Source organism: Leptolyngbya sp. ST-U4, from assembly GCF_039962215.1.
In the GTDB taxonomy this organism is placed as follows: Bacteria; Cyanobacteriota; Cyanobacteriia; order Elainellales; family Elainellaceae; genus Leptolyngbya_A.
Window position 1 is genome coordinate 137,217 of sequence record NZ_JAMPKZ010000005.1, and the last position, 24,740, is coordinate 161,956.

15 protein-coding genes are annotated in these 24,740 nt (G+C 52.7%); 9 read left to right on the plus strand and 6 right to left on the minus strand.

The features are described from left to right. Window positions 1-31 precede the first annotated feature (31 nt). Entirely contained in the window at window positions 32-316 is a 285-nt protein-coding gene (locus NDA02_RS11090) for a hypothetical protein (RefSeq protein ID WP_190792880.1), read from the minus strand. Window positions 317-1,143: 827 nt separating this feature from the next. Between NDA02_RS11090 and NDA02_RS11095 the strand changes: the two genes are divergently transcribed. The 5 genes from NDA02_RS11095 (at window position 1,144) to bcsA (ending at window position 11,342) form a co-directional block, all read left to right on the plus strand. Then, complete coding sequence (locus NDA02_RS11095; protein WP_190792879.1) at window positions 1,144-1,812, plus strand: hypothetical protein; 669 nt, start codon at window positions 1,144-1,146, stop codon at window positions 1,810-1,812. A gap of 471 nt (window positions 1,813-2,283) precedes the next feature. After that, window positions 2,284-4,650, plus strand: a complete 2,367-nt coding sequence (locus NDA02_RS11100) for a tetratricopeptide repeat protein (RefSeq protein ID WP_190792878.1) — start codon at window positions 2,284-2,286, stop codon at window positions 4,648-4,650. Window positions 4,651-4,727: 77 nt separating this feature from the next. Then, the gene (locus NDA02_RS11105) at window positions 4,728-6,026 is read left to right on the plus strand and encodes a glycosyl hydrolase family 8 (protein ID WP_190792877.1); all 1,299 of its coding nucleotides are present in this window, start codon (window positions 4,728-4,730) and stop codon (window positions 6,024-6,026) included. Between the two features lie 199 nt (window positions 6,027-6,225). Continuing rightward, window positions 6,226-8,736, plus strand: coding sequence for a cellulose biosynthesis cyclic di-GMP-binding regulatory protein BcsB (locus NDA02_RS11110; RefSeq protein ID WP_348254973.1), 2,511 nt, complete (start codon window positions 6,226-6,228; stop codon window positions 8,734-8,736). Continuing rightward, entirely contained in the window at window positions 8,733-11,342 is a 2,610-nt protein-coding gene (gene bcsA, locus NDA02_RS11115; RefSeq protein WP_190791690.1) for a UDP-forming cellulose synthase catalytic subunit, read from the plus strand. The genes NDA02_RS11110 and bcsA overlap by 4 nt, the downstream gene beginning before the upstream one ends. Before the next feature lie 216 nt (window positions 11,343-11,558). On the opposite strand, the gene NDA02_RS11120 is transcribed toward bcsA, so the two are convergent. Beyond that, on the minus strand, window positions 11,559-12,641 hold the full coding sequence (locus tag NDA02_RS11120; protein WP_190791689.1) for a glycosyl transferase: 1,083 nt from the start codon (window positions 12,639-12,641) through the stop codon (window positions 11,559-11,561). A gap of 10 nt (window positions 12,642-12,651) precedes the next feature. Continuing rightward, window positions 12,652-14,508, minus strand: a complete 1,857-nt coding sequence (locus NDA02_RS11125) for a serine/threonine-protein kinase (protein ID WP_190791688.1) — start codon at window positions 14,506-14,508, stop codon at window positions 12,652-12,654. Window positions 14,509-15,189: 681 nt separating this feature from the next. On the opposite strand from NDA02_RS11125, the gene NDA02_RS11130 reads away from it, so the two are divergent. The 3 genes from NDA02_RS11130 to NDA02_RS11140 all read left to right on the plus strand — a co-directional run bounded on the left by NDA02_RS11130 (window position 15,190) and on the right by NDA02_RS11140 (window position 20,526). Beyond that, the gene (locus NDA02_RS11130) at window positions 15,190-17,529 is read left to right on the plus strand and encodes an ATP-dependent helicase (protein WP_242067302.1); all 2,340 of its coding nucleotides are present in this window, start codon (window positions 15,190-15,192) and stop codon (window positions 17,527-17,529) included. A gap of 200 nt (window positions 17,530-17,729) precedes the next feature. Next, window positions 17,730-18,338 carry a VWA domain-containing protein gene (locus tag NDA02_RS11135; RefSeq protein ID WP_347277866.1) on the plus strand — a complete coding sequence of 203 codons (609 nt, stop codon included), beginning with the start codon at window positions 17,730-17,732 and terminating at the stop codon, window positions 18,336-18,338. Window positions 18,339-18,669: 331 nt separating this feature from the next. Further along, the gene (locus tag NDA02_RS11140; RefSeq protein WP_190791686.1) at window positions 18,670-20,526 is read left to right on the plus strand and encodes an AAA family ATPase; all 1,857 of its coding nucleotides are present in this window, start codon (window positions 18,670-18,672) and stop codon (window positions 20,524-20,526) included. A gap of 156 nt (window positions 20,527-20,682) precedes the next feature. Here NDA02_RS11140 and NDA02_RS11145 read toward each other — a convergent pair whose 3' ends face one another. From NDA02_RS11145 to NDA02_RS11155, 3 genes are all read right to left on the minus strand, one after another. Continuing rightward, window positions 20,683-21,126 (minus strand): Hsp20/alpha crystallin family protein, encoded by a 444-nt coding sequence (locus NDA02_RS11145; protein ID WP_190791685.1) that lies wholly within the window; start codon window positions 21,124-21,126, stop codon window positions 20,683-20,685. 151 nt (window positions 21,127-21,277) lie between these two features. After that, window positions 21,278-22,006 (minus strand): class I SAM-dependent methyltransferase, encoded by a 729-nt coding sequence (locus NDA02_RS11150; RefSeq protein ID WP_348254974.1) that lies wholly within the window; start codon window positions 22,004-22,006, stop codon window positions 21,278-21,280. Between the two features lie 84 nt (window positions 22,007-22,090). Further along, complete coding sequence (locus tag NDA02_RS11155) at window positions 22,091-23,617, minus strand: DEAD/DEAH box helicase family protein (protein WP_190789616.1); 1,527 nt, start codon at window positions 23,615-23,617, stop codon at window positions 22,091-22,093. Between the two features lie 313 nt (window positions 23,618-23,930). Between NDA02_RS11155 and NDA02_RS11160 the strand changes: the two genes are divergently transcribed. Then, window positions 23,931-24,539: a hypothetical protein gene (locus NDA02_RS11160; protein WP_348254976.1), complete on the plus strand. Its 609-nt coding sequence runs from the start codon at window positions 23,931-23,933 to the stop codon at window positions 24,537-24,539. Window positions 24,540-24,740 lie beyond the last annotated feature (201 nt).

A 24,740-nucleotide genomic window follows, 5' to 3' on the forward strand; every position in this document is an offset into this window, starting at 1 on the left:
TGCTCAACCTGATGCTGACGAAGTGGGACTTTTAGCCGTAGGTGGTGAGTCCCCGGACGATATAGCCAATCACAAACCCGGCGAGCATTGCCCAGGCTTGACCCGATTTGACAAAGTTATTCAAAGTGGTACGCGTTCCCTTAAACACATCGGTTTCAAACTGCTCCGCCAGGAGTGTCTGCATGGCATCGAAGGGATGGTGGAAATCGATCGAAACCTGTCCGAGCAGGTGATGGCTAGCATCGCTCCACGAAGCATCAGGCAACCAGAGCAGGAGTGGGTCGATCAAATGATCAATCATGTGAATAACGGACATAAGCAGAGATAATCGGGGAATAGAAGGAAATGAAACGAACCTAGTTTGCCACAGTTCTGGAATTGCGGCACAGGAATTTGGGAAAGCGTTGCAGAAGGGGCTGCCTTAACCAGGTCTGTTCCTGATTCTTCCTCATTTCTGCGGATTTCTGCGGAACGGTTCGTGCGATTGAAGGAGTTCGGGTCGATGAGTTTCAAAATGGCAACTCTCAATGGGCGATTTGGGATGGCACTTTAGATAGCCTGGATGATGAGATAGTCTGGATGATGCCGCGAGGTTCTGTTTGCAGCGGTGCGATCGCCTGAGCCCTCAGAGTGAGTCCTGCCGCAATCGATTGGTTAGGGCAATCTTTCTGATGAAATAGGCATCTTTTTTAAGCAGTTGAGTAGACGGTTGAGGACAGCCAACCCTCGATCGCTTGAATCTGCACTTCGTAATTTGTGCCTTACGGAATTGAAACTCCCTATGGTTTCTTTTACACGGTTTTCCTTTATATAGGCTTTATTAAGGAAGGATGAGGTAACGATTCTAGGGAGAAAAAACGTGGAAGCAATCCGTAAAAATCGTTAGAAACGATACATTTAGAACGAAAAAAATTTCACTTTTTCCACTTAGTCAAACGAAATTTATAAAGATACTTCTATTCGCTTTCACCTGCTATAGTAAGTGCTCGTTGCTGCCGGATATTTTGAATTCAACTCCGCAACCTATGTAAATTCCGAATAAAAAGATCCGTACTGTGCTGAAGTTACGGATTGTTCTCGTATAAACAAGTAGACCGAGCCGATCGACTGATTCGTTGTTTCTACACGAGTTCACTGAAAATCATGGCTACTTCACGCTCCTTGCTCCTTTCCGTATGTCTATCGGGCTTCGTTTTTTCGGCTGCAACGCTGCCCCTGCTCTTCCTGGGTTCTCGTCCGATTACCGTTGAAGTTGAGGAAAAACCGCTGCTGACGGGTCGAATTCAAGACCTGGCATCCCCTTATCTGGGGCTTGTGGCTGGGCTGAGTGCCGGAGTTGGGCTGCTTGCTCTGTCGCTCACTGAATGGCGAAACACGGCTCGAACGCTGAATCAAACCCGCGATCGGGTATCTGCGCTAGAACAGCAGCTTCGACAGCAGGAACACCAGGTTGAAAGTCTCAAGTTTTCTGAGTCCAGGCTTCAAAGTCAAGGACTCAGCTTTTTTTTAGATCCGGGTGATGCTGTTTTGCCGGGGGCAGCCTCCCTTCATTCTGCATCTACCTTTGCACCGGTTCATGCAAATCCGGCGCACTATGCTGCCTCGCATAACTCGAACTCACACAGCTCCAATTCACACAGCTCGATCGCCCATCAGTCCGGTTTCCACCATCAGGCATCTGCTCAGATCGAGGAATTAAAGACTGCTTTAAAGCAGTTAACGAATCAGGTTGAACAGCTCCAAAACCCTGAATCCAGAGATTCGATCGCTCACTCGATCAATCCTTCGGTCAATGCTTCGGCTCGTGCTTGAGTCAGGAAAAATAATTACTTGTGTTCGTTGAGTTAGGTTTGCGATCGTCAATTTTTGCTGCTTACTTCTGTTGATTTTACTGATAGTCTTCGGTCTACACTCCATTCTGTTCGCAATTGCCATTTAATTCGATTTATTGGATTGGTTTTTGTTTTGCTTCATGTGATTTCACGGTTTCATTCTTCGACTGTTTTGTGGCGAATGTCTAAATCATGTGCTTGAGTTAAGACAACAATAAGTGGAGGCGATCGTCTTGGTCATTGGTCGCTGGTCATTGGTTATTCGTGACTGATAACTGATAATTGATCTGTTGTTGCTCAATAACGATTTCATTCTTTTGGGTTTAATTGGGTTCCCTGCTGGGTGTGCTGCAAAACTTCAGTGATTCAGAATTAATAGATTTCGCACTGATTCGTTGCGTCCATTCAGGAATTGTGTCTTTGGAAATTTATTCCAACTGGAATTAGCCGTATGAATTCCTCTCTTCCCTTTCGTCCGCGACTACCCCGGAAGGGGAACCGCTTCGCCTCAAGTCTGCCCCATCGCCTGTCCTATCGCCTCGCCTGGAGTGCGGTTTTGAGTCTGGGACTCTGGAGTATGGGAAGCTCGACCCTTGCTTTGCTCAGTGCCTCTGCCCAAACTGTTCCTTCTTCTGTGCTCAATGCCTATACGCTGCTGGATCAGGGCTTAGTGAATCAGGCAATTGCCCGGTTTGAACAGCTACTTCAGCAAATGCCCCAGTCGCTTGAAGCACGTTTGGGTTTAGCGATCGCCTATCGTCGTGCCGGACGGGATGCTGATGCGTTTCAGGCATACGAGCGAGTCTTGGCGATCGATCCCAATAACCGCTTAGCCCGGCTGAGCCTGGGAACGTTAGGCGGCTATCGTCCTGAATGGCACGAGCGCGGCATCGCTGCCCTGAGCGAACTGATTCAGCGCAATGCAGAAGACGCGGAAGCCCTTGCCCAGCGTGCTTTGCTATATATCTACCAGGGACAGTTTGACGCTGCCGTCGCAGACTACGAAAAAGTGCTGCAAAAAGACCCCACTCCCGAAGTGCTGCTGGGAGCGGCGCAGGCATACGGCTATCAAGGTAACTTTACTCAGAGTCTTACGCTGTTCGATCGTTATCGACAGACGGGTAAACCGCTTCAGGGCGATCCTGCGATTGCCTATGCCAGGGTTTTGCGCTTGACCGGAGAACCGACCGCTGCCGTTCAGGTGCTAGAAAATCAGCTTCGATCGCAGCGCAGGCTCACGCCGGATGCCATTCGTATGCGGGCAGAGCTTGCTTTAACCTATGCCGCCCTGCAACGGTTCGATCGCGCTACAACTGCGCTGGCCCCTCTGCGGGAACGATCGGATTCGCGCATGATACTAGGGCGGACTTTGATGGCGATCGGACAAATCCCGACTGCGCCGATTAGGAATCGAGAAGCGTTCTTGAATGAGGGAATTGCGCTGTTTCAGTCGGTGCTGACAGATCCAGAAGTGTCAGTCCAGACGCAGCGAGAAATTGCGGACGTGCTGGCAGGTGTTCCTCAGTCCCAATCCATTGCCCTTGCGGTTTATCAGCGATTGGGACAAATTCAGCCGGATGATCGCGGCTTGCAAACTCGGCTTGCGGTGCTGGAGTATGAGAGCAGCAAACGTTCCGAGGCGGATCTGCTGACGCGGCTGACTCAGCTATTGCAAACGCTGCCCCCAGAAGCAGACCAACAGCAGACGATCGCTGACGCATTAATCCAGATTAAGCAGCCCAACCCGATGCTGCTGCCGCTTTACGAAAACCTGGTGCGATCGGGCGTGGCTCAGCCAATGCTCTATTTCCGAATTGCTCAGATGTATCTGCGGCAGGGCAAATACGACACGGCGCGATCGGTGCTGGCGACCTATAAGCAGGCATCCCCTGAGCAGCCCAATCTGGTCGCAGAACTGCTGCTGGCGGCGATCGATCAGCGCGAGGGCAATCTGGAAGACAGTATTCGCCGCTATCAAGCCATTATTGATAGCAAACCCCAGAACCCGGACATTCTGGGTGGGGCACTGCAAGGGTTAGCCGGAGTGCGGCAGGCAGAGGGAGCGTACCGGGAGGCACTGCTGCTTTATAACCAGGCGATCGCTCTCAATCCTCAAGACCCAGCCCAGCAGCTTGGACAAGCCAGCCTGCAATATCAGGCAAATATGCTGTCGCGATCGGAGGCAGAAGCGATTCTGCGGAGCTGGTTAACCAGTCAGCCGCTCACGAATACTCCGCCAGAGCTGTATAGTCTGGTTGCCGCGCTGCCCGCGAACCCGGCTTACGAAATGCTCTATCGGGCTTTGGTCCAGGCAGACCCAACCCAAATTGGGGTACAGGTGCGGTTGGCGGAAGTCATTGCAAAGCAAAATCAAACGGCGGCAATGGCATACGTCGATCAGCTAATTGCCCGCGACCCTGATGATTTGACCGGTTACTTTCTCAAGGGTCAGATTGCTCAGCAGGTCGATGATTTGAACCAGGCAGCCGCCGCCTATGAGGAGATTCTCAAGCGGGAGCCTCAAAATGTGGACGCTCTGTCTGCCCTGGGCGGGGTGAGATTTCAGCAGCGACGCTATTATGCCGCCGTGGATCTCTACAGTGAAGTGCTGGCAATCCGACCCAATCACACGATCGCCCGCAATGCCCTCTCCAGCCTGGAAGGCGTTTTGAAGCGCAGCATTCCGGCACTCCGGCAGGCTCAGCAAAGGCGTCAGGCAGAAAATCAAATCCCTGTCAGTCCTGTGCCGACTCCGCTACCCTCCGCCGAATTTCAGCCGCAGGAAGATACGCCGCTGCCGTGGGAAAGCCGCTCTTGATTGATCTGTTGATTCGCTGTTGATTGGTCTGTTAATTCACCTGTTACTTCATTGCTGATTCATTTGGCGATTCACGCATGACAAAACTGCTGCTTTTCCTAACAGGAATGACCGCGCTGGTGCTGGGTGGATGTACGCCCGCTGCTCCACCTGTGGCAGCCCCTTCGCCGATTCTGATTGTCTCGCCTGCTGGCGAACCCGATGCGTCTGCGAAACGGGCAGAAATTTTGTCGCAAAGCTGGCAAACCTATAAGCAGCGATTTATTCAGGCAGATGGCAGAGTCATCGATCGCGAAGCAAACGATCGCACGGTGTCTGAAGGACAGGCATATGCCATGCTGCGAGCGGTGATGATGGACGATCGCCCTACGTTTGAGCAAACCCTTGCCTGGGCGGAGTCCAACTTGCAGCGTCGGGATGCTCAGGGTCGTCCCACCGATTCGCTGTGGGCATGGAAATGGGGCAAGACGGATCAGGGCAGCTGGGGGACGATCGACGGAAATTTTGCCAGTGATGCGGATATTGATGCGATTACTGCGCTGATTTTGGCGGCGCGGCGGTGGAACCGTCCTGAATATTTGGGTCTTGCCCGTACCAAGCTAGAGGATTTGTGGGAAGTTTCGACCTTCTACGTGCCTGCGGCTTCTTTCAATCAATCTGGTCGTCGCTATCTGCTGCCGGGACCGATCGCCGCCTTTCTGCGGTCGGATGATCCTACAGGGTCTACTGCGCCCGATCGCTTGGTGCTGAATCCGTCTTATTTTGCTCCGGCTGCGTTTCGGCTATTTGCCGGGATTGACCCGGAACGGGACTGGATGAGTCTGGTAAACAGTAGCTACGAAATTCTCAACGATGGGGCAGCGATCTCGAAACTTGGACTACCGAGCGACTGGATTGTGTTGAACCTGAGTACGCGAAGGCTAGAACCCGCCCCGCCCAATTTTTCCCTGCGATCGCTTTATAGCTTTGATGCCTACCGGGTGTGGTGGCGCGTTGCGCTTGATGCGGTCTGGTATCAGGAGCCGCTTGCCCAAAGATTTCTGCAAACCCATCTAGAACCCTTGAAAAAACAGTGGCAGACCGAGCAAAAAATTCTGGCGCGGATTGATCTTGAGGGACAAGCGATCGTCTCTTATGAATCGACCGCACAGTATGCCATGCTGTATGCCGCTTTTACTGCCATTGATTCATCGATCGCATCCCAGATTGAGCAGCAAAAGCTAATTCCCACTTATCAAAACGGTTTTTGGGATAACGATATCGCTTATTACACGCAGAATCTTGCCTGGTTTGGGCTGGCGTTTCCCTATGGTTTAACGGTCGATTGGCGCAAGGCGCAGCATGGTTTCACTCAGGCTCTGACTTCAGGTGTTTAGTTTTGTTCTTCAGCTTGTTCTCTAGTTTGTAATCCGCTTGTGGTGTGTCGGTTTCTGGTTTTTTCACGACTTTATCAACGAATCGAATGTCAGTTAATTAGTTCAAGCCTGTAGTTGATTTTTGCACTTTCCAAGTCACTGTGCATTTACTGTTTGATTCGATGGTAAGTGCATCATTCATTTACCCTTCCTAAAATCTATGATGTCTGACTGGTTTAATTTGTTTCGATTCTGGTTCTCTCGAAAATCATTCCGGTTTGCAATTTTGCTGCTGTTATTTTGCTGTAGCACGATCGCTGTGAGCTTAGTTGCGGTTGGCGATCGCGCCCAAGCAACTCAGCCACTTCAGCAAGCAGAAGAACAAGTGATTCGCAAATTTGCTCTGCCTGAAGATCCTGCCCCGGCTCCGGTATATCGTCCTGCCCCAGCTCCGGTGTATTCCCCTCGCTACTCACCCGAACCTGCCTATTTCCCGGAACCGCCTGCTCCTGTTTACTCAGCTCCGCGTCGTGCGATGAGTGCGCCTGCTCCGGTTGCCCGGACGGAAAGCAGCGATGTGAAAAAGGCTGACACTTCTGCAAAACCAAATCCGGTGGAATATGTGTGGGAGTTTAACCGTAGCCCGGAAACCGGAAATCGGCTGCGGCTAGAAGGCGTTTATCCTGAAGTGCGGCTGGGCTTTACCCGCGCGCGCAACTGGCAGGTGCAGTCCGCAAAGGCAATTATCGAGTTTCGCCAGTCAGCATCGCTGTTGCCCAAAAAGTCGAATCTGACGGTGCGGATTAACGATACGACGTTGGGCACCGTGCCGCTGAATCGCACAAATAATCAGACGGGAAAGGTTGCCTTTAACATTCCAGTCAATTTAATCCAGAACCAGAATGAGATCTCGATTCTGGCAGAGCAGCAAACCGACGAAAACTGTACCAATCCCAACACGCCCACGCTATGGACAGAGATTTTGCCCACGTCGAAGATTGTGTTCAGCTTTTTGCCGCAGCCCGTCACGCTGGACTTTAGCCGCTATCCTTATCCGATCGCCGATGAGTTCAGTCCTGAGCCAAACCAGATTGCTTATCTGCGTCCAAAAACGATGCAGTCTGACTGGTTGACGGCGATGACTCGCTATCAGGCAGAGCTGGGACGGCTGATAGGCTTTCATCCGCTCAAAACCCGCGTAGTAGACAATATTAGCCAGCTTAAAACCGAGGAACGCCTCGTGATTATGGGCACACCCGCAACCCAACCTTTGCTAGTGACCTTGAAGCTACCTTTTACGCTGAAAGAGGGACGTATGCTCGACGGGGAGCAAAAGCCGCTGCCCGATGATGTGGGCGTGTTGATGCTGACCACGCTGCCCGAAAAGCAGATTCCCGTCCTGGTGGCTGCCGGAAACGGCACTGCTGGAATGAACAAAGCCGTTCAATTTCTGGTACAGACCAAAGATCGTCAGCTCGGAACCGGGCAGGCTCTCTTAGTAAACAATCTAGAGTCGCCCCAATCACCAGAACCAAGGGATTGGGCAGGCTATTTGCCCAACGCCGATCGCTTTAAACTGAGCGATGTCTCGATCGATCGCAACGCATTCTTCGTGGATAAAACCGTACGGGGAACCAGAGCGGCTCCTGTCGAGATTCCTTTTCAGACCTTACCGGGCGATCGGGTGCTGCGCGGCAGTACAGTGACGCTGAATTACAGCTACAGCCCTCAGGTCAACCCCCGCAATTCCACGGTGGAAGTCGCGCTGGACAATATTACGCTGGGCGCAGAGCCGCTTCGCGCTCGAAATGGAGGTCGCCATTCGTTTACGGTGAATCTGCCTGATGATGGGGTGCGTCCTGACTCGAAACTGTATGTCCGGTTTATGCTGCATCCGCAGGACAATCAAGTGTGCGGACTGGAAGCCGATCGCCAGCTTTGGGGTACAGTTCACAGCGATACGGGTGTTCATCTGGTGCGTGATACGGTGATTCGCCTGCCCGATCTGAATTTGGTAAAGGCGGGCTTTCCCCTGGCTGCGCCGCAGGATCTCTCGACCACCGCAGTGGTTTTACCCGATCAACCCTCGGATGCTGAAATGAATTTGCTGCTGGCGCTAAGCCGCAGACTGGGGCGCATTACCCAATCAGAGTCAATCCAGCTTCAAACCTATCTTGCTAAAGATGTGACGCCGGAAGTGAAAGCCGAGAAGAGTTTGGTGGCGATCGGGCTTAGCGATCGACTCCCAGTTCCCGAAGCTCTCACTAGCAAAGGCTTAAACCTGAATACGGCTTTTCTACGGGAGTTTGGCACAACCCAGGTGCAGGCACTGCCAGACGGCGAAGGCGTGGTGAAATCAGTGGTGTCACCCTGGAACGATCGCCATGTGCTGCTGGCTCTCACGGCTCAGCGTGAACAGGGTTTGCGAGATGTGCAGGATTTGTTTGAAATCGATCGTCTGTTTGGGCAGCTTCAGGGCGATACGGCTCTGATCCACCGCAATCAGCCGAACCCTTCTCCATTCGATCCAGATGACTACAGTCTGGAGTTTCTTAACCGCGCTCCTCGCGAAAAAGTGGTGACGCAGGCAAGCCTGATGGGACGGATTGTGCTGTTCCTGCAAGACCACTGGCTGCTGCTGCCCCTGGGAATTGTGCTGCTGCCGCTGCTGATGTACGGCTTTTCTCAAATCTTCTTGAATCGCGTTGCTGACCGAGGTGCAGAGTCATGACCCATTCACCCAATTTTGCTGCCGAAGCATTTATCAATTCTCGCTTTCCTTTGCTGAAGCGGCTATTTCTCAACGTTCCCATTGCGATCGATCGCTTATTGCCCAACGCAGGTAAATGGACACTGTTTGCGATCGTGATCGGGCTGCTGATTGTATCTGTGCCGCTGATTGTCACGCCTTTAGCCCCAATTCAGCAAGGCATTATTGCCGCAATTCTAATTGTGATCGGCTGGACGATCGTGCAGTCTGAAGAGCGGCAGATCAATCGGCGGGTCAGTGAGCATCTACACCTGTTCCTCGCCTGGATCAGCGTAATTACAACGCTCCGCTACCTTTATTACCGCAGCAGCTACACCCTGAATCTAGATGGCTGGCTTAACGCTACCTTTAGTATCCTGCTGTATGCCGCCGAACTCTATGCCGCTGGAACGCTGCTAATTTCCTACTTTCAAACGCTGCGATTGCGCGATCGATCTCCTGTAGACCTTTCTGCTTTCCCGGAAGCAGACTGGTTCACCGTGGATGTGTACATCCCGACCTATAACGAAGAAGTGGCGATCGTGCGAAAAACGGCTCTGGCAGCGATGGCACTCGACTATCCAGCAGACAAAAAGCGGGTTTATGTGTTGGACGACGGGCGCAAGTTTCCAGAGCGGCGGCTGAAGCTGCAACGAATGTGTCAGGAACTCGGCTGCACGCTGCTGACTCGCGACAACAACGACCATGCCAAAGCCGGAAACATCAACACGGCACTGCGGCGTACAGCGGGCGAACTGATTTTGATTCTCGACTGCGATCACGTTCCATCGCGCCAGTTTCTCAAGCACACCGTCGGTTTCTTCTATCAGCCCAACGTGTCGCTGGTGCAAACGCCCCACTGGTTTTATAACGCCGACCCTTTCGAGCGCAATTTGCTTACTGGGGGACAGGTTCCGGTTCACAATGAGCTGTTTTACAAAGTGATCCAGAAAGGAAATGACTTCTGGAATGCGGCTTTCTTCTGTGGCTCGGCGGCAGTGATTCGCAAGCAGCACTTGCTGGAAGTGGGCGGCATTGCCGTGGAAACCGTGACCGAAGACTGTCACACCTCACTGCGGCTGCACGATCGCGGCTATCGATCGGTTTACTACGACAAGATCATGGTGGCAGGTCTGGCTCCCGAAACCTTCTCGGCGTATGTAGGGCAGCAGGTACGCTGGGCGCAGGGCATGGCGCAGATTTTACGGCTAGAGAATCCGCTGCTGAATCCCCGGCTGAATCTCTCGGTTCCGCAAAGACTGTGCTACTTTTCCGCCTGCTCGCACTTCTTTTTTGGCTTTCCGCGCCTGATGTATGCCTTTGCGCCAATTCTGTATTTGCTGTTTGGCATTAGCCTGGTACGCGGCTTGGGTCTGGAAACCCTGGCCTATGCCATGCCCCATGTGGTGCTGGGCCTCTACGCCAACTACATCACCAACAAAACGACCCGCTTCTCGTTCTGGAATGAGGTGTTTGAGAATGCGATGGCGTTCCATGCTGGAATTGTCACCTTCCTAGCACTGCTGAATCCGCGCATGGGGTCGTTCAAAGTCACCGACAAAAGCCTGCAAATGACGAATCGCCGCCATTTTGACTGGCGATCGAGCTGGGTGCCCCTGATGGTTTGTGGCCTGCTGGTGCTATCGCTGCTGGTGGTTCCCTTCTGGCTGATTGACTATCCAGCGGCAAAAGAAGCGATCGTCATCAACGCTTTCTGGGCGTTCTTCAGCCTGACGTTGCTGGGTGCAGCCCTGCTGGTCGGCTTTGAGCAGCCCCAGGTGCGGCGGGCACATCGACTTCAGCGGCAGTTGCGATCGGCGGTTTACTGTGGTGAGCAGCTTACCTGCAGCGGCATTACGCTCGATGTCAGTGAAGCGGGAGCAAATCTTCTGCTCGATCGCTGGACGGATCTGCCGGATATTGTTGAGCTGGAGCTATGGGGTGATTTTGAGGCGCGGGTTTCGCTCAGTGCCCACATCACTCGCATCACGCCCATGCCGCAGGATCAGGTCAAGGTTGCCGTGGAGTTTGTCGATCTGAGTCAGGCCCAGGCAGATGCCCTCGTGCGCGTAATTTATTCTGATGTGGCAGAGTGGTACGCCCAGGAGCGAACCATTATTGATCATCCGCTTTCCTCCTTCGGGTTCTTGCTCACTGGACCGCTGCGTGCCCTGACCGATCGCCACCCCGCTGAAAAATCGACCCGATTCAAATCCATTCAAACGCTGGCACAAATCTATTGGAGCGGTCAATTTTATCCTGCTGTCGCAACCGGAGTCAACTCGCGATCGATTCGCCTGGAACTCCTGCCCGATGCCCCGATCGATTCCAGCCTGCTTCAGCTCAACCAGCCTGCGGTCGGATTGCTGCTCGGTTCTCCCAATCCTGAAGCTCAGCCGATTCGTCTGGTGGCTCAGGTGGAATCAGTCATGTGTAGCGATCGAGCTTTTAACGGGGCGATCGACCCCAGCGGCAACCCGGCAACCCAATGCTTGCAAACCCCCGGACTCCGCCTGGAACTGACCTTTCCCCAGCAACTCGACCTCCAACAGCAGTCCAAAATTCGCCAACTGCTCAGAACGGTCTAGCTGTGAGCGATGCAAAGCACTTTCCCGCTTAGGGCGATCGGGGTTTTGATATCCATTCCCTGAGAAATCAAAGGGGCTACATTGCCCCTTGAATGCCCCAGTTTTGGGGAACTTTGAAACCCGCAGGCGAGCTACCTTTCGCTCAGAGAGCGGTAAATTCCCCTTGAATTCAGCCGCCCAAAGCGTGACAGCTTGTGCCTTGCCCCCAGATGCAGATTACCTGCTCATCAGATGCTCGACCACTGCCTGCGCGATCGCCTCATTGCCGTGTTTGGACACCGTTTTTCCGGTGCGGGGCGGGTTCAGCGGCTGGTTGAGAAAATCCCAATTGCTGTTAAAGAATTCTTCGGGCTCTAGAATTCGATGGGTCGCGTAATCCTGGAGTCCATCGAGCAAAATGGGCGATTCGGCAAAGTCTTGTCGCGTGATAGTAACGACGGGCAGCTCCAGGCGGCAGGCTTCTGAGAAGGTGCTGAATCCGGGCTTGGAGACGACGCAGCAGCAGCAGGGCATCAGGTCTACCGGGCGATACTGGTATTCGGTAATGGCAACCAGATTCGGCAGGGCGGGCGCATTGCGATCGAAGGTAATAAACTGCCAATCGGGAAAGCGCGTCAGGCTGTCGTAAGGGAGACGATCGATTCCTAGTCCGCCAAAGGTGAGCATAACGGTGCGTTCTTTGGGGGCAGTCAGGTTAAATTTCTGCCGCAGGTCTTCCAACGGAAAGCGAGGTGAGCCGCCTGTTAATCCGACATCAGTAATGTGCGGAAAAGCGGACATTGGCTCGTGAAACGGTAAGCGAAACAGTCGATCGCACTGGTTAAACTGCTCAGCGATCCAGTCGGCTTCTGCCACAAAGTCGCCGCCCCAGGCACGATAAATAAAATCCCAGCCGAAGTTGCTCATCATCCAGCAGGGTACGTCAGCCGCTTTTGCGATCGCGCTTGCTAAAGGCGGAATATCTGCCAGCACTAAACCAACTCGATTTTGCTTAATGAAATTCACTTCGCCTGCGATCGTCCGGTTTGCCTTTGCCCGGATCTGCCGCAGCTTTTCCAGGGTGGCAACTTTGTCCATTGTCAGGCTGTCGGATTGAATAATGCCAATATCCAGCGCGACAGGACGGTGAATAAAATCCTGCGTGATGTAGCATTCCAGCAGCCAGCGCGGGGCAGTGGTGGCAATCATCACCAGCACGTCTGGGTAAAGGGTTTGAATCGCGGCAATGACAGCAGCGGTGCGGGTAGCGTGTCCAAAGCCGTGATTCGTGATGGCAGCGTAGAGAATGGGCTGAGGCATTGAGCGGCGTTTAGTGTAAATCTTTATCCCACACTGCAATATAAACCCGATCGCGATCGTTGCGCTCTACAATGCCTTCTAAATTGCCGCGCTTGAAGGAATATTGATTAGTTTGTCGATCGCGCACTGACATCAGTCCTGCCGCAATTTCTGAACTCATCTTGCCATCGAGCATGCCATCAAGCGTAGACTCCATGATCTCTGGGTCGATCGACTGGTCAAAAGAAGCTTCGGTCTGGCGAATTCGATCGCTGTCCTGGTCATAGATATACGCCAGCGTGATGCGATCGGGCACGACGGTATAAAGGGCAGTTCGCGTGTTGTCCCAATAGCCCACAGAATTTCGCACGGTGGGTTCTCCCAGTTCACGCACAACCGATCGCTCGTCGGTTCCCACGGGAATGCCGGGAATGTTGCGGGCATCATTGGCGGGTGCGGCGGGTCGATCGCTATTCATCGCATCCCGGTATTCTTGCTCGCGTCTGACACTGTTGGATGCCAGTCGTCTGGGCTGGTCTGCGTTCTGGTCTTGAGCCTCTGAGTCAGAATTTTCTCCAGATTCAAACAAGTCTCGAACCAAGCCGGGCAAGTTAGCCGTGGGCGTGGCACTGGGAGAAGCTTCTGGTGTGGGAGACGGGTCAGGAGCCTCAACCGAAGCAGCAGCTTCAGGCGATTCGGCCGGAGCCGGAGCCGTCGTCACCTCAGTCTCGCTTGCTGGAGGCGTTTGCGGAGAATAGTTCCTTACTGCTATCACCGAGACAAGCGCAATACTGGCGATCGTGACTGAACCCAAAAAGGCAAGCGCTCTGGGATTAAATCGACGGGCAGCCGGACGGACAGGGGTGGAGGAAGGGGCAATGGGAGCCGGAGCGGTTGGCTCGTTGGCATTGAAATAGGTGGGAAAGGGAGGAGCCGTGGGCGCAGCAGGCGGGGTCGGAGTCGCAGGGGTCGGATTCGCAAGATTTGGAGCCGCATAATGAGGGCTGACTGCTAGCGTTGCCGCAGTTGAAGGACTGGGCGGGACTGCCTGCGGAGTCGTTTGAGAATTTGCCTGCGTTACATGGGGCAGCATTGCCAGCCAATCTGCGACCGATGCGGGACGATAGTGAATATCAAGTGCCATGCCGCGCATCACCGCTTGATTGGTCGCCGGACTGATTTCGGGACGCAGATCGCGAGGTGCAGGCATCGGCTGACGATCGCGCAACACCGAAGACACCGGAACCTGAGTTGTGAGCAGGGCATAGAGCGTTGCTGCCAAGCCGTAAACATCAGTTGCGGGAGTTCGTTTTGCCTGCGCCATGTATTGCTCGATCGGCGCGAATCCTTCGGTGATAATGCTGGTGTGAACCTGAGTTGCGCCTGGCGTAAATTCTCGCGCAATGCCGAAATCAATCAGCACGACTTGATCGGTTCCTTCCCGCAGAATTATGTTTTGCGGCTTCACGTCTCGATGCAGCAGTCCGTTTTGATGCACGGCTTCCAGGGCGGCTCCCACCTGCCGGATGTAGTTAATGGCGATCGTTTCGGGCAAGGGCTGATTGGGAAGGACGATCGCATCTAGAGTCCGCCCCGGCACGTAGTCCATTACCAGATAGGGCACTTCGTCCTCGATGAAAAAGTCATTCACCCGCACGATATTCGGATGCACACAAAGCGCGAGCCGCCGCCCTTCGTCCTGAAACTGCTTTTCGAGCTTGGCATACTGGGGATGCTGCCGCAGATTGGGGTTCATGGTTTTGATCACCACGACGCGATGCAGGTAGTGGTGGGTTGCCTTGAACGTAATGCCAAACCCGCCCTGTCCTAACGGCTGATCAAGGGTATATTTACCGCCCTGTAAGGCTTGCCCGACTTGGATCGTCATGAGTCTTTAGCCGCTTCTCCAAAACACCAATCTGAAGACACCCATTCGAAGACACTCATTAACTGATCCACTCTAGCCGATTGTGTCGAGCGATGCCCCTTCACCGGGACAGATCGATCGGCTGGATTAGAGCCGTTCTGTTCCTTGTTGTACCATGTTTGTCGAGCAATTCGGCTGTATGGGGATGAGTGCTGCGGTGAGGTTGCTCGCTCTAAAATAAACGCATGAATATCGACTACGATTCGGCTTGATGATGCCGGAATGATGCCGAACTCTGGAGAATCTTAACCATAAAACTTCCAGGTTTGCTGGAACCGATATAGGCATTGCTGCCTCCGCTACCGCATGCTTAAAACAGCAAATCCTTGCCTGTCTTTGACAAAGCGATTGGGAAAACTAAATCTTAGCAGTACACTAGTTCTCAATCTATCTAAAGGATTCGGGCAACATTAATTTGCTAAATGCTCTGCTCCTTTGCTAAGTGCTCTGCTTCACTGCTCAGAACCAGAACCCTGCCAAAGTTGCCTTATCCCATTCGATCGCCACTAAGCCGTTTATCTGCCTATGTCGCTTGATTTGAACCCGGCGGGTCTCAATTCTGAATTAGATCCCCAATTAAATCCTCTATCAGATTCCAAGCTCAGTTCCGAACAGCTTCAAACGCTGGCACTGAAACAGCAAATGCTTCAGCGATTGCGATCGGGTCTGCGATCGGGTCAGCAGCGGATGGCGGATTGGAAAAGCGGGTCATTGGCAGTTTCAGCGGTTCCGGGATCGGGAAAGTCTACGGGGATGGCGATCGCAGCGGCGATTTTGCTGGCAGAGCGATATTTAAGGTTGAGCAGCACTGCACCGCTTCAGGCAGGAATTCTACCGACCGAACCGTTACCAAATGGGCAGCCCTTTCCCACCGGACAACTGCTGCTGGTGACGTTTACGCGATCGGCGGTGGCGAATTTGAAGGGTAAGATTCGGCAGTATTTGCGCGAACTGTCTTTGCCGTCGCAGGGGTTTCAGGTTTATACGCTGCACGGATTGGCATTGAATATTGCATCGCGGCATCCTGATTTATCGGGCATCCATCTAGAACGGCTGATGCTGATTTCGCCGAATCAGAGCAATCGTTTGATTCGGATTTGTGTGGATCAGTGGATTGGTGCAAATCCTCAGTTTTATCAGCGGCTTCTGGAAGGCAGACAGTTTGACGGCGAAGAAACCGAGCGGCTGCGGCGGCAGTCTGTGCTGCGAACTGAAGTTTTGCCAGAATTGGCGTTTACGGTGATTCATGAAGCCAAAAGCTCTGGCCTGATGCCTCAGGATTTGCTGAAGCTAAGTCAGCAGGGACGATCGATCGGGGAAGTTGACGACTACAATGTGCTGGAAATTGCAGCAGGCTTATACGATCGCTATCAAGATCTGCTGCGGCTACGCGGATTTATTGACTACGACGATATGATTCTGGCAGCACTGCGGGTTTTAGAGAATGAAAGTGCCTGTCGGTTCTGGCGATCGCAAATCTATGCGGTGTTTGAGGACGAAGCGCAGGATTCTTCTCCTTTGCAAACGCGCCTGCTGGAGATTTTGGCGGCTGATGCGATCGATCCCCATGCGCCGCTTAATCTAGTGCGGGTGGGCGACCCCAATCAAGCAATCAACTCCACCTTTACGCCCGCTGATCCGCTCTTTTTCCGGGAGTTTTGCGAACGCTGTGGCGCAGAAGGAACGCTGGCAGAAATGGATCAAGCCGGACGCAGTAGTCCGATCATCCTTCGCGCGGCAAACTTTATGCTCGACTGGACGAATCAACGCTACAAAGTTGAGCAGTCCCGCGAACCGAGCCTTCCCTTTCGTCCGCAAAAGATTCAGCCTGTGCCGCCAGATGATCCGCAGCCTGATGCCAATCCTGCCCCGGAAGGGAACGGTCTCGAAATTCGCTTTCCGGCGGACACCTACCACACGGTTGATTTGATCGCGCAGCGCGTCGGCGATTTGCTGACTCAGCATCCAGCGGCAAGAGCGGCAATTCTGGTACGGGAAAATCGACAGGGACGGTTTATTGCAGAACGCTTGCGCTATCCGCAGGAATTTGGCATTGACACCGACCTTCAGCAGCTTGGGATCACGATTTACGATGTGGGCGATCGCGATCGACAGTCTCATATTCCTGCTGAAATTCTGGCGTTGCTGCAATTTCTCGATCGTCCTCACTCGCCGGATTTCCTCAAAGCCGCGTTGCAGGTGTTTGTCGATCGTCAGGTGATTCCCACGCAGGATCTCAATTTGCTGGTGAGTTTGCCGGAACAGTTTCTTTATCCGGGACCGCTCGATTCCCCTCAGCCCGAACCTGTCCTGAAAGCTCGCCGCTACTGTACTGCGCTGCTGCGGGCCCGTCTGGAACTGCCACATTTTCAAATCATTCCGTTTCTGGCGATGACGCTGCAATACGAGCAGGCAGAACTCGCTACCGTCGATAAACTTGCAGAGCGACTGGCACAGCAAACCGCCGCCAATCCTTCGCTGTCTGCCGTGATCGAGGCATTGGGGGAAATTGTGCGATCGGAGCGGTTTGAGCCCGTGGAAACCGATGACCCGGAGGAACGCTACATTCGTGCCAAACAGGTGACCATTATCACAATGCACAAGGCAAAGGGTCTGGACTGGGATTTTGTGTTTATTCCGTTTCTGCATGAGCCGCTCATTCCCGGTAGTATGCGCGTGTTGCCCCAGTCGCAGTTTTTAGGAGATTTTGCCCTGCCTGAAATTGCCAGAGCGCAGATTCGCGCCAGCATCCACGGCGAATATCCTTTGCCGGAAACGATCGCTGCCTGGGAACGGGCAAAACAGCTCAAGGTGGCAGAAGAATTTCGCTTGCTTTATGTGGCAATGACCCGTGCTAAGCGACTGCTGTGGATGTCTGCCGCCCGCAAAGCTCCCTTTACCTGGAGCAAGCCGGATAATTTGCAGGATCAGGTTCCCTGTCCGGTGCTGCCTGCCCTTTGTCGGCAGTTTCCGCAAACGTAATTTCCAGCAATGTTTCCAGTAATATCTTCAGCAATACTTTCAGCAATGTTTCCAGTAATACTTTCAGCAATGTTTCCAGTAATACTTTCAACAATGTTTCTAACAGTAGTTTCAACTATATCTTCAACAATCGTTTCAGTCCTAAAGTCGCCAGTTTTCTCAGAGTAGAATGATCGATACCTTCTTTAGGAGTGCGAACCGTGAACCCGACCGATCGCGATTACACCCTGCTCATCGACAAAAGCGGCAGTATGTCTACACCCGATCAGCGCGGCGGAAGAACTCGCTGGGAAGAAGCTCAGGAATCGACGCTAGCACTTGCGCGCAAATGCGAACAGTTTGGCCCGGACGGCATCACGGTTTACCTATTTTCGGGGCGGTTTAAGCGATACGACGCTGTTACCTCCAGCAGGGTCTCGCAGGTTTTCTTAGAGAATGACCCGATGGGCACGACGAATCTGGCAGCAGTGCTGTATGATGCGCTGGAAAATTACTTTCAGCGAAAGTCTGCCGGACAAACAAAACCCGGAGGAGAAACAATTCTGGTGATTACTGATGGAGAACCAGACGATCGCAAAGCGGTGATGGAAGTAATCGTTAACGCAACGCGCAAAATGGATCGCGACGAGGAATTAGCCATTTCTTTTGTGCAGGTCGGTGATGATGTGCAGGCAACCCGCTTCCTGAAAGCACTGGATGACCAGTTGCAGGGAGTTGGCGCAAAGTTTGACATCTGCGATACCGTCACGATCGATGAAATGGAAGAGATGACGATCGCAGAAGTGCTGTTGAAGGCGATCGAAGATTAGGAAAAGACAGGGAACTCTCTTGTTTGTAGAGCAGCTTTATAGGGCAGCTTTGTAGAGCAGCTTCAGGGAGCGGCTTCGTGGAGCGGCTGGAACCCTAATCCCTCGAAAATTCCCCCTCTCCTCCAACCCCTTTTCTCACAGTCTTTTCCTTCAAGGGGTTTCTTGTGTAACGACTCCGACACACTGACCCTCAGGGAGGCAAAGTGAAATGTCTATACTGAGGACATTACTGAGGACGTTACTCAGGATATTACTCAGGACGTTACTTAAGGCGTTAAGGCGGCTTTGCCTACTAGCACGGGAAAGGGAATAAGGGTAAGGAAATAACCGTATGGACGACTTTTTTCGGGAACTAGAAGAGCTGGTCGATCAGGGATTTGAAGGATTGCTGGAGTTCGTTCGCGTGATCGAAGGCAGAGCCGAACCGGACGACGTGCGAAACGATCGCAACCCCGATGGCAGCAATGTGCAGGTTCAATCTCGCCCAGACACGCAGACAACCCGCCCCACCGCGCCGAGCCAAGTGCCGACTGAACGAACCCCTGTCCCCTTTAGCGACTGGTTTTCTCCGCCTACACAGTCACCGACCGTTTCGCTTTCGGGCATTGGCGGACTCTCTGAAGTGCTACGCGAACTGCGTGAACTGGTCGAACTGCCGCTCAAGCGTCCCGAACTCCTGTCCATGCTGGGCTTAGAACCGACCACAGGCGTACTGCTCGTCGGACCACCGGGCACGGGAAAAACCCTGACGGCTCGTGCCCTGGCAACCGAACTGGGAGTGAACTATATTGCGATCGTCGGTCCTGAAGTAATGGGCAAATACTACGGCGAAGCAGAACAACGACTGCGAAACATTTTCCAGAAAGCGGCTCGCTCTGCGCCCTGTATTGTGTTTATTGATGAAATTGATAGTCTTGCGCCCGATCGCGCCAGTGTTGAAGGCGAAGTCGAAAAACGGGTCGTGGCTCAGCTCTTGAGCCTGATGGATGGCTTTGGCAAAACCCCTGGTGTGATTGTGCTGGCAGCTACCAATCGTCCCGATCAGCTGGATATGGCATTGCGTCGTCCAGGACGATTCGATCGCGAAGTGCAGTTTCGAGTGCCCGATCGCCGGGGACGCATGGAAATTCTGCAAATTCTGACGAAGTCGATGCCGTTAGACGACACGGTCAACCTGGAAGAGATTGCTGATTTGTCGGTGGGCATGGTGGGCGCGGATTTGAAGGCACTCTGCCAGAAGTCGGCATATTTGGCACTGCGGCGACTTCTGCCAGAGTTTGATAGTCCTGTTCCTGCCTGGATGAAGGTGACCCAGGCTGATTTCATGCTGGCGATCAAGCAAATTAAGCCTGCGGTACTGCGATCGGTTGAAGTGGAAGCACCGAAGACAACCTGGGATGACATCGGCGGGCTAGAAACAATCAAACAAACCCTTCAGGAATCCGTTGAAGGGGCACTGCTTTATCCAGAGCTGTATCGCCATACAAAGGCAAAGGCTCCACGCGGCATTTTGCTCTGGGGTCCGCCGGGAACCGGAAAAACCCTGCTTGCTAAAGCGGTTGCGGCTCAGGCACGGGCAAACTTTATTGCGGTCAATGGTCCTGAACTCCTGAGCAAGTGGGTTGGTGCATCGGAACAGGCAGTGCGAGAGCTGTTTACGCGGGCGCGTCAGGCGGCTCCCTGCGTTGTGTTTGTCGATGAGATTGATACTCTGGCTCCGGCACGGGGCAGCTTTATCAGCGACTCCGGCGTGAGCGATCGCGTTGTGGGACAACTCCTCACTGAACTCGACGGCTTGCAGGATTGCCCAAATGTGCTGCTCGTTGGCGCAACGAACCGACCAGAGGCACTTGATCCGGCTTTACTGCGATCAGGACGACTCGATCTGCAAATTAAGGTCGATCTCCCCGATCAAAATAGTCGTCTCTCAATCTTGCAGGTGCATAACGGCGATCGCCCCCTTGCCGAAGAAGTGGAGTTAAACCACTGGGCAGCCCATACCGAAGGCTGGAATGGGGCAGATCTCGCGCTGCTGAGCAATCAGGCAGCTCTGGAAGCAGTCCGCCGCTATCGCAACGAGGGACAAACCGATCCCAGCAGTCTGCAAATTATCACCGCAGACTTTACCACTGCCCATCGGCGATTAGCAGATCAGAGAGGTGAGGGGGTTGCTTCGGGAAGTTTGTAGGGCGGAAAGTTTATTGTGAAAGCAAGGCAATAAAAAACCCGATCGCCTCAGATCGGGTAAAGCTTGATTTTGCAGACCGCCCTGATTCAAACAGGATGACCTGAATCAATTTCTAGCGGCTCATCGAATCATTTAGCGCATCCGTCGATTCGTCGATTAGTTCAGTTCCACTTTGACGACTTTGTTGCGCTCTTCCTGCTGTTTAGGCAGGGTCAGGTGAAGAATGCCGTCTTTGTATTCGGCTTGAACCTGCGTATTTTGAATTCGTGCAGGCAGCGGAATCACGCGCTGGAATGTTCCATAGTAGAACTCGCTGCGGCTCATTCCTTTATCTTCAGAGCGAGTCTCAGACTTGCGCTCACCTTTGATCGAAACTATATCCTCAGTAACTTCAACGTTGAGGTCTTTGGCATCCACACCCGGAACTTCAAGCTTGAGCTGAACTGCATCTTCGGTTTCGCTCAGTTCTGCCGCCGGCATTCTGCCAAATGTCTTCCAGTCGTCACCAACTGTGGGAGCGATCGTATCCGCAAAGAGGCGGTCGAACTGACGTTGAAGCGTGTCAATTTCCTGCCAGGGATTCCATCGAATGATTGCCATAGGGTTCTTCCTCTAATCAATTTTTCAATGGTTTAGTAATTGAACAAGCGTTTCACCTGTTCCTTAATTGTTATTCTAGGCAGTGTTTTCATTGAGGGCAGTACGGTCAAACCGATCAGGTTATTCGAGATTGCCGAACTCCTGCATTACTTTAGGCAAGAGTGGCTGAGAAACAGAGCTGGTCATGGTAGGAACTCGGTTCTAATCCATCTCTGTAATTTGCACAAAGCGTGATATTGGTGTATCCACACTCTCGCAGACACATCATAAATTCTTCGCGCCCAAACCAGTGCAGCGGAAGATGCTGTAATTCTGTATTGATCAGCTTTCCATGTTTCCATTTCTCGTATCGAATGAGCGTATGCTCAACTTGCGCTATCCAATCAATCCAGGATGATGTTTGCATGACAATGACTGCGCCATCTAAGCAAGTAATGGGCTCTCGCTGTTGCACAATGTTTTCTGTTTTGAAAGAGCCAACAGGTAATTCTAAATCGATAAAGATTTTTCCATTAGGTTCTAAATGCCTAGCAAATGCTTGTAATGCCGCGATCGCTGCTGTGCGATTTCCTAGCAGCATAAACGAACCAAAAGTCACAACAATCGCACTAAACTTACCCGGAAGATCCAGGTTTTCTATCGAACCCTGATAAAGCGCAGGCTTTAAACCTCTGGCTGCGCAATTTCGTTTGCAAGCGGTAAGCATATCGGCTGATGCGTCAATTCCCTCGACATTCAGCCCCGCCTCTAGTAGAGGAATGAGTAAGCGTCCTGTACCAACCATTCCCTCTAAAATTCTTCCGTCAATTTGGGAGAGATGCTGTATGAAATAAGGAACATCAACATATTCCCCAGTGACAGGTTTGGTAAGCTCATACACTTCTGTACAAAGGCTTCCATAGGTAGTTAGCGTCATCCTGCTATCATCCTGTCGCGATCGCCAGAGGGTTGATCCTTCACCGCTTCACTCGTCTCCTTCGTTCTCTTCGTTAACCTTCCACTGTCCAGCAGTTTCCGCAGCGCGGTATGGCGCAACCTCATAGGGCGAGGCTTCGCCGTTCTCCCTCTGGGGTAATCGAGTGGGGACTAGCTCTAGCTGTGTGGGTGGATTGGGCTGATAGGACGGGGCGGGCGCACGGCGACGGCGAGAAACGTTTTCTTCGGTGGTTTCTTCCGCGACAACTTCATAGAGAATTGCTCGCTTTTGATCCTGTCCTTTTCGCAAAATCCGTCCTAACCGCTGAATATACTCCCGCGCTGAACCCGTTCCCGATAGCAGAATTGCAACGCTCGCTTCAGGAACATCTACGCCTTCGTTCAGCACATGGGAAGCGACCAGCGTTTTATAGGTTCCTTCGCGGAAGTGCTGCAAAATCTCGTGGCGTTCTTTCACAGGCGTTTGGTGCGTAATTGCCGGGATCAGGAATGATTGTGAGATTCGGTAAACCGTCGCGTTGTCGTTCGTAAAAATCAGCGTTTGCTCAGGATAGTGTTGCGCCAGCAAATCGGCTAACACGCGCAGTTTGCCTTCGGTTCCTAGAGCGATCGATCGCGCTTCTCGGTGTGCCAGCATTGCCCGCCGTCCCGCCTGAGATTGGGCACTTACCTGCACAAATCGCTGCCAGCCATCCAGCGACCCCAACCGCACATTCATCCGCTGCAAAAAGCTGTTGCGCGTTTGAATCAGCGTATCGTAGCGGCTGCGCTCCTGCTCCGAAAGTTCCACCTTAATTTGCACAATCTCATGGTGTGCCAAAGCTTTTCCAGCAAGCTCTTCGGCTGTGCGGCGATACACTACCTTTCCCAGTAGCAGATCCAGATCCGCGTGTCTACCGTCTGATCGATCCGGAGTTGCCGTCAGTCCCAGCCGATAGGGAGCGATCGTAAATTCTGCAATCACTCGATTAAAGTCGCTCGGCAAATGGTGGCACTCATCGCAAATTAGCAGTTCGTAGCGGTTTCCCAGTGATTCGGCATGAATTGCAGCACTGTCATAAGTGGCAACGAGGATAGGCGATCGATCGCGGGAACCGCCCCCCAGCAATCCGACTTCTGCATCGGGAAACGCCGCTAGCAGATGGGCATACCACTGGTGCATCAAGTCCAGCGTTGGAACTGTGATCAGCGTACTGCAACCCGTTGCCTGCATCGCCATCTGCGCCAGATAGGTTTTTCCCGCCGCTGTGGGCAGCACGACCACTCCTCGCCGCTGAGCCGCAATCCAGGCAGAGAGGGCCTCTTGCTGATGCGGATAGGGCTGACGCTCGAGCTTCGCCGCCAGATTCACCGAAGCAAAATCAGGCACAGAATTATTAAAGGCAACCGCTTCAGCCTTGAGGCGATCGATCAGCTCAGAATACTGAATTGCCGGAATCCGAAACTTCTCAATGCGATCGTCCCAGGTGGCAAAGTCAACCCAGGCTTTTCCACGGGGTGGCGGATGTAAAATAAGCGTTCCGCGATCGAAGGTCAGGGTAGGAGTGCGACCCATAGGAAAGAAAGTTGCAGATGGTTATGAATTCTATAAAGCTAACAGTTTAGAAATTGGAATAACGTTCCGTGGCTCGGTAATCTTTACGGAAGAGATTAACCGGATAAATATTAGAGACAATTTAGTCTTTAGCAAAGTAGATAAATTGCCGCCAGAAATACAAAAATCTTGGCAAGGAATTCAAACGAACGAAACCGAGGCTCCTTCCCATTTTGCCGATGAACCCCGTTTCGTTAGCTGATTCAAGCTTGTTATTTTTCTAGGTGTAATCAGATTTCTTATTTTTCTTCTGAGATAATCGTGAGAAAGCGCAATGACGAGGGGTGCAAGAATGCAGCTTAAAAGTCGGGCAAGTGGTTTGAGCAGGGCTGTCCTGAGTGTTTCGATTCTGAGTTTATCGATCGCCGCATTCGTTAACCGCGCCGCCGCCCGTCCCGCAGAACTTTTTTCACCCTATCTAGAGCAAATTCGGCAAGCAATCCCGCCCCGTGCCGAAATGCGTTTACCGTCCCAAATTCTGCTCGGAGGTCTGGGTGAGCTAGATCCAAATACCTTAATTGTGAAAGTGTTGCCCACCACAACACCGCCTCGCCTCACAATTAGCCTGTTCACCTGCGAGCGGGGACAATTTCCCTGCTTGGTGGGGAGCTTTGCCGCCGAACTGGCTACCTCTGCTAATGCGCAGCGCGAACTCAGCCGACATCAGGCAATGGCAGCCCCGATTACGCTAATAGAAGGTGTGCGTGGATATTTAATGGAAGGAAGCAACCAAGCGCCGCCCTCAGATTTCTCTTCTTTAATGTGGCAGCAGGATGGGATGACTTACACCGTGAGTTTCCTCGCAGCAGAGCGGCAAAATATCCTTGATATGGCGCGTCAGATGGCAACCGCCCCGCCTCTCAAATCGCTTCAAATTCAGTAACATAAAAAAAGCTTATCATTTGAGCTAGCCTTCCTGGTTCACCCACGGCAGAACGGCAGCGAGTATTTTTACCTAAAATTTTTTAAGAGAGCCGATCGCCCCAAAAGCCTTTACCTGCGGTCGATCGCCGATTTTCTCTAGCTCTGATTTATCCTGCTGCCACATTTTTTACTATTTTTTAGTGATCCCTTGGGTGATAAG

Coding starts and splice junctions, on each gene's coding strand:
- NDA02_RS11090 (WP_190792880.1), bottom strand. CDS start 316: ATGTCCGTTATTCACATGATTGATCATTTGATCGACCCACTCCTGCTC.
- NDA02_RS11095 (WP_190792879.1), top strand. CDS start 1,144: ATGGCTACTTCACGCTCCTTGCTCCTTTCCGTATGTCTATCGGGCTTC.
- NDA02_RS11100 (WP_190792878.1), top strand. CDS start 2,284: ATGAATTCCTCTCTTCCCTTTCGTCCGCGACTACCCCGGAAGGGGAAC.
- NDA02_RS11105 (WP_190792877.1), top strand. CDS start 4,728: ATGACAAAACTGCTGCTTTTCCTAACAGGAATGACCGCGCTGGTGCTG.
- NDA02_RS11110 (WP_348254973.1), top strand. CDS start 6,226: ATGATGTCTGACTGGTTTAATTTGTTTCGATTCTGGTTCTCTCGAAAA.
- bcsA (WP_190791690.1), top strand. CDS start 8,733: ATGACCCATTCACCCAATTTTGCTGCCGAAGCATTTATCAATTCTCGC.
- NDA02_RS11120 (WP_190791689.1), bottom strand. CDS start 12,641: ATGCCTCAGCCCATTCTCTACGCTGCCATCACGAATCACGGCTTTGGA.
- NDA02_RS11125 (WP_190791688.1), bottom strand. CDS start 14,508: ATGACGATCCAAGTCGGGCAAGCCTTACAGGGCGGTAAATATACCCTT.
- NDA02_RS11130 (WP_242067302.1), top strand. CDS start 15,190: ATGCTTCAGCGATTGCGATCGGGTCTGCGATCGGGTCAGCAGCGGATG.
- NDA02_RS11140 (WP_190791686.1), top strand. CDS start 18,670: ATGGACGACTTTTTTCGGGAACTAGAAGAGCTGGTCGATCAGGGATTT.
- NDA02_RS11145 (WP_190791685.1), bottom strand. CDS start 21,126: ATGGCAATCATTCGATGGAATCCCTGGCAGGAAATTGACACGCTTCAA.
- NDA02_RS11155 (WP_190789616.1), bottom strand. CDS start 23,617: ATGGGTCGCACTCCTACCCTGACCTTCGATCGCGGAACGCTTATTTTA.
- NDA02_RS11160 (WP_348254976.1), top strand. CDS start 23,931: ATGACGAGGGGTGCAAGAATGCAGCTTAAAAGTCGGGCAAGTGGTTTG.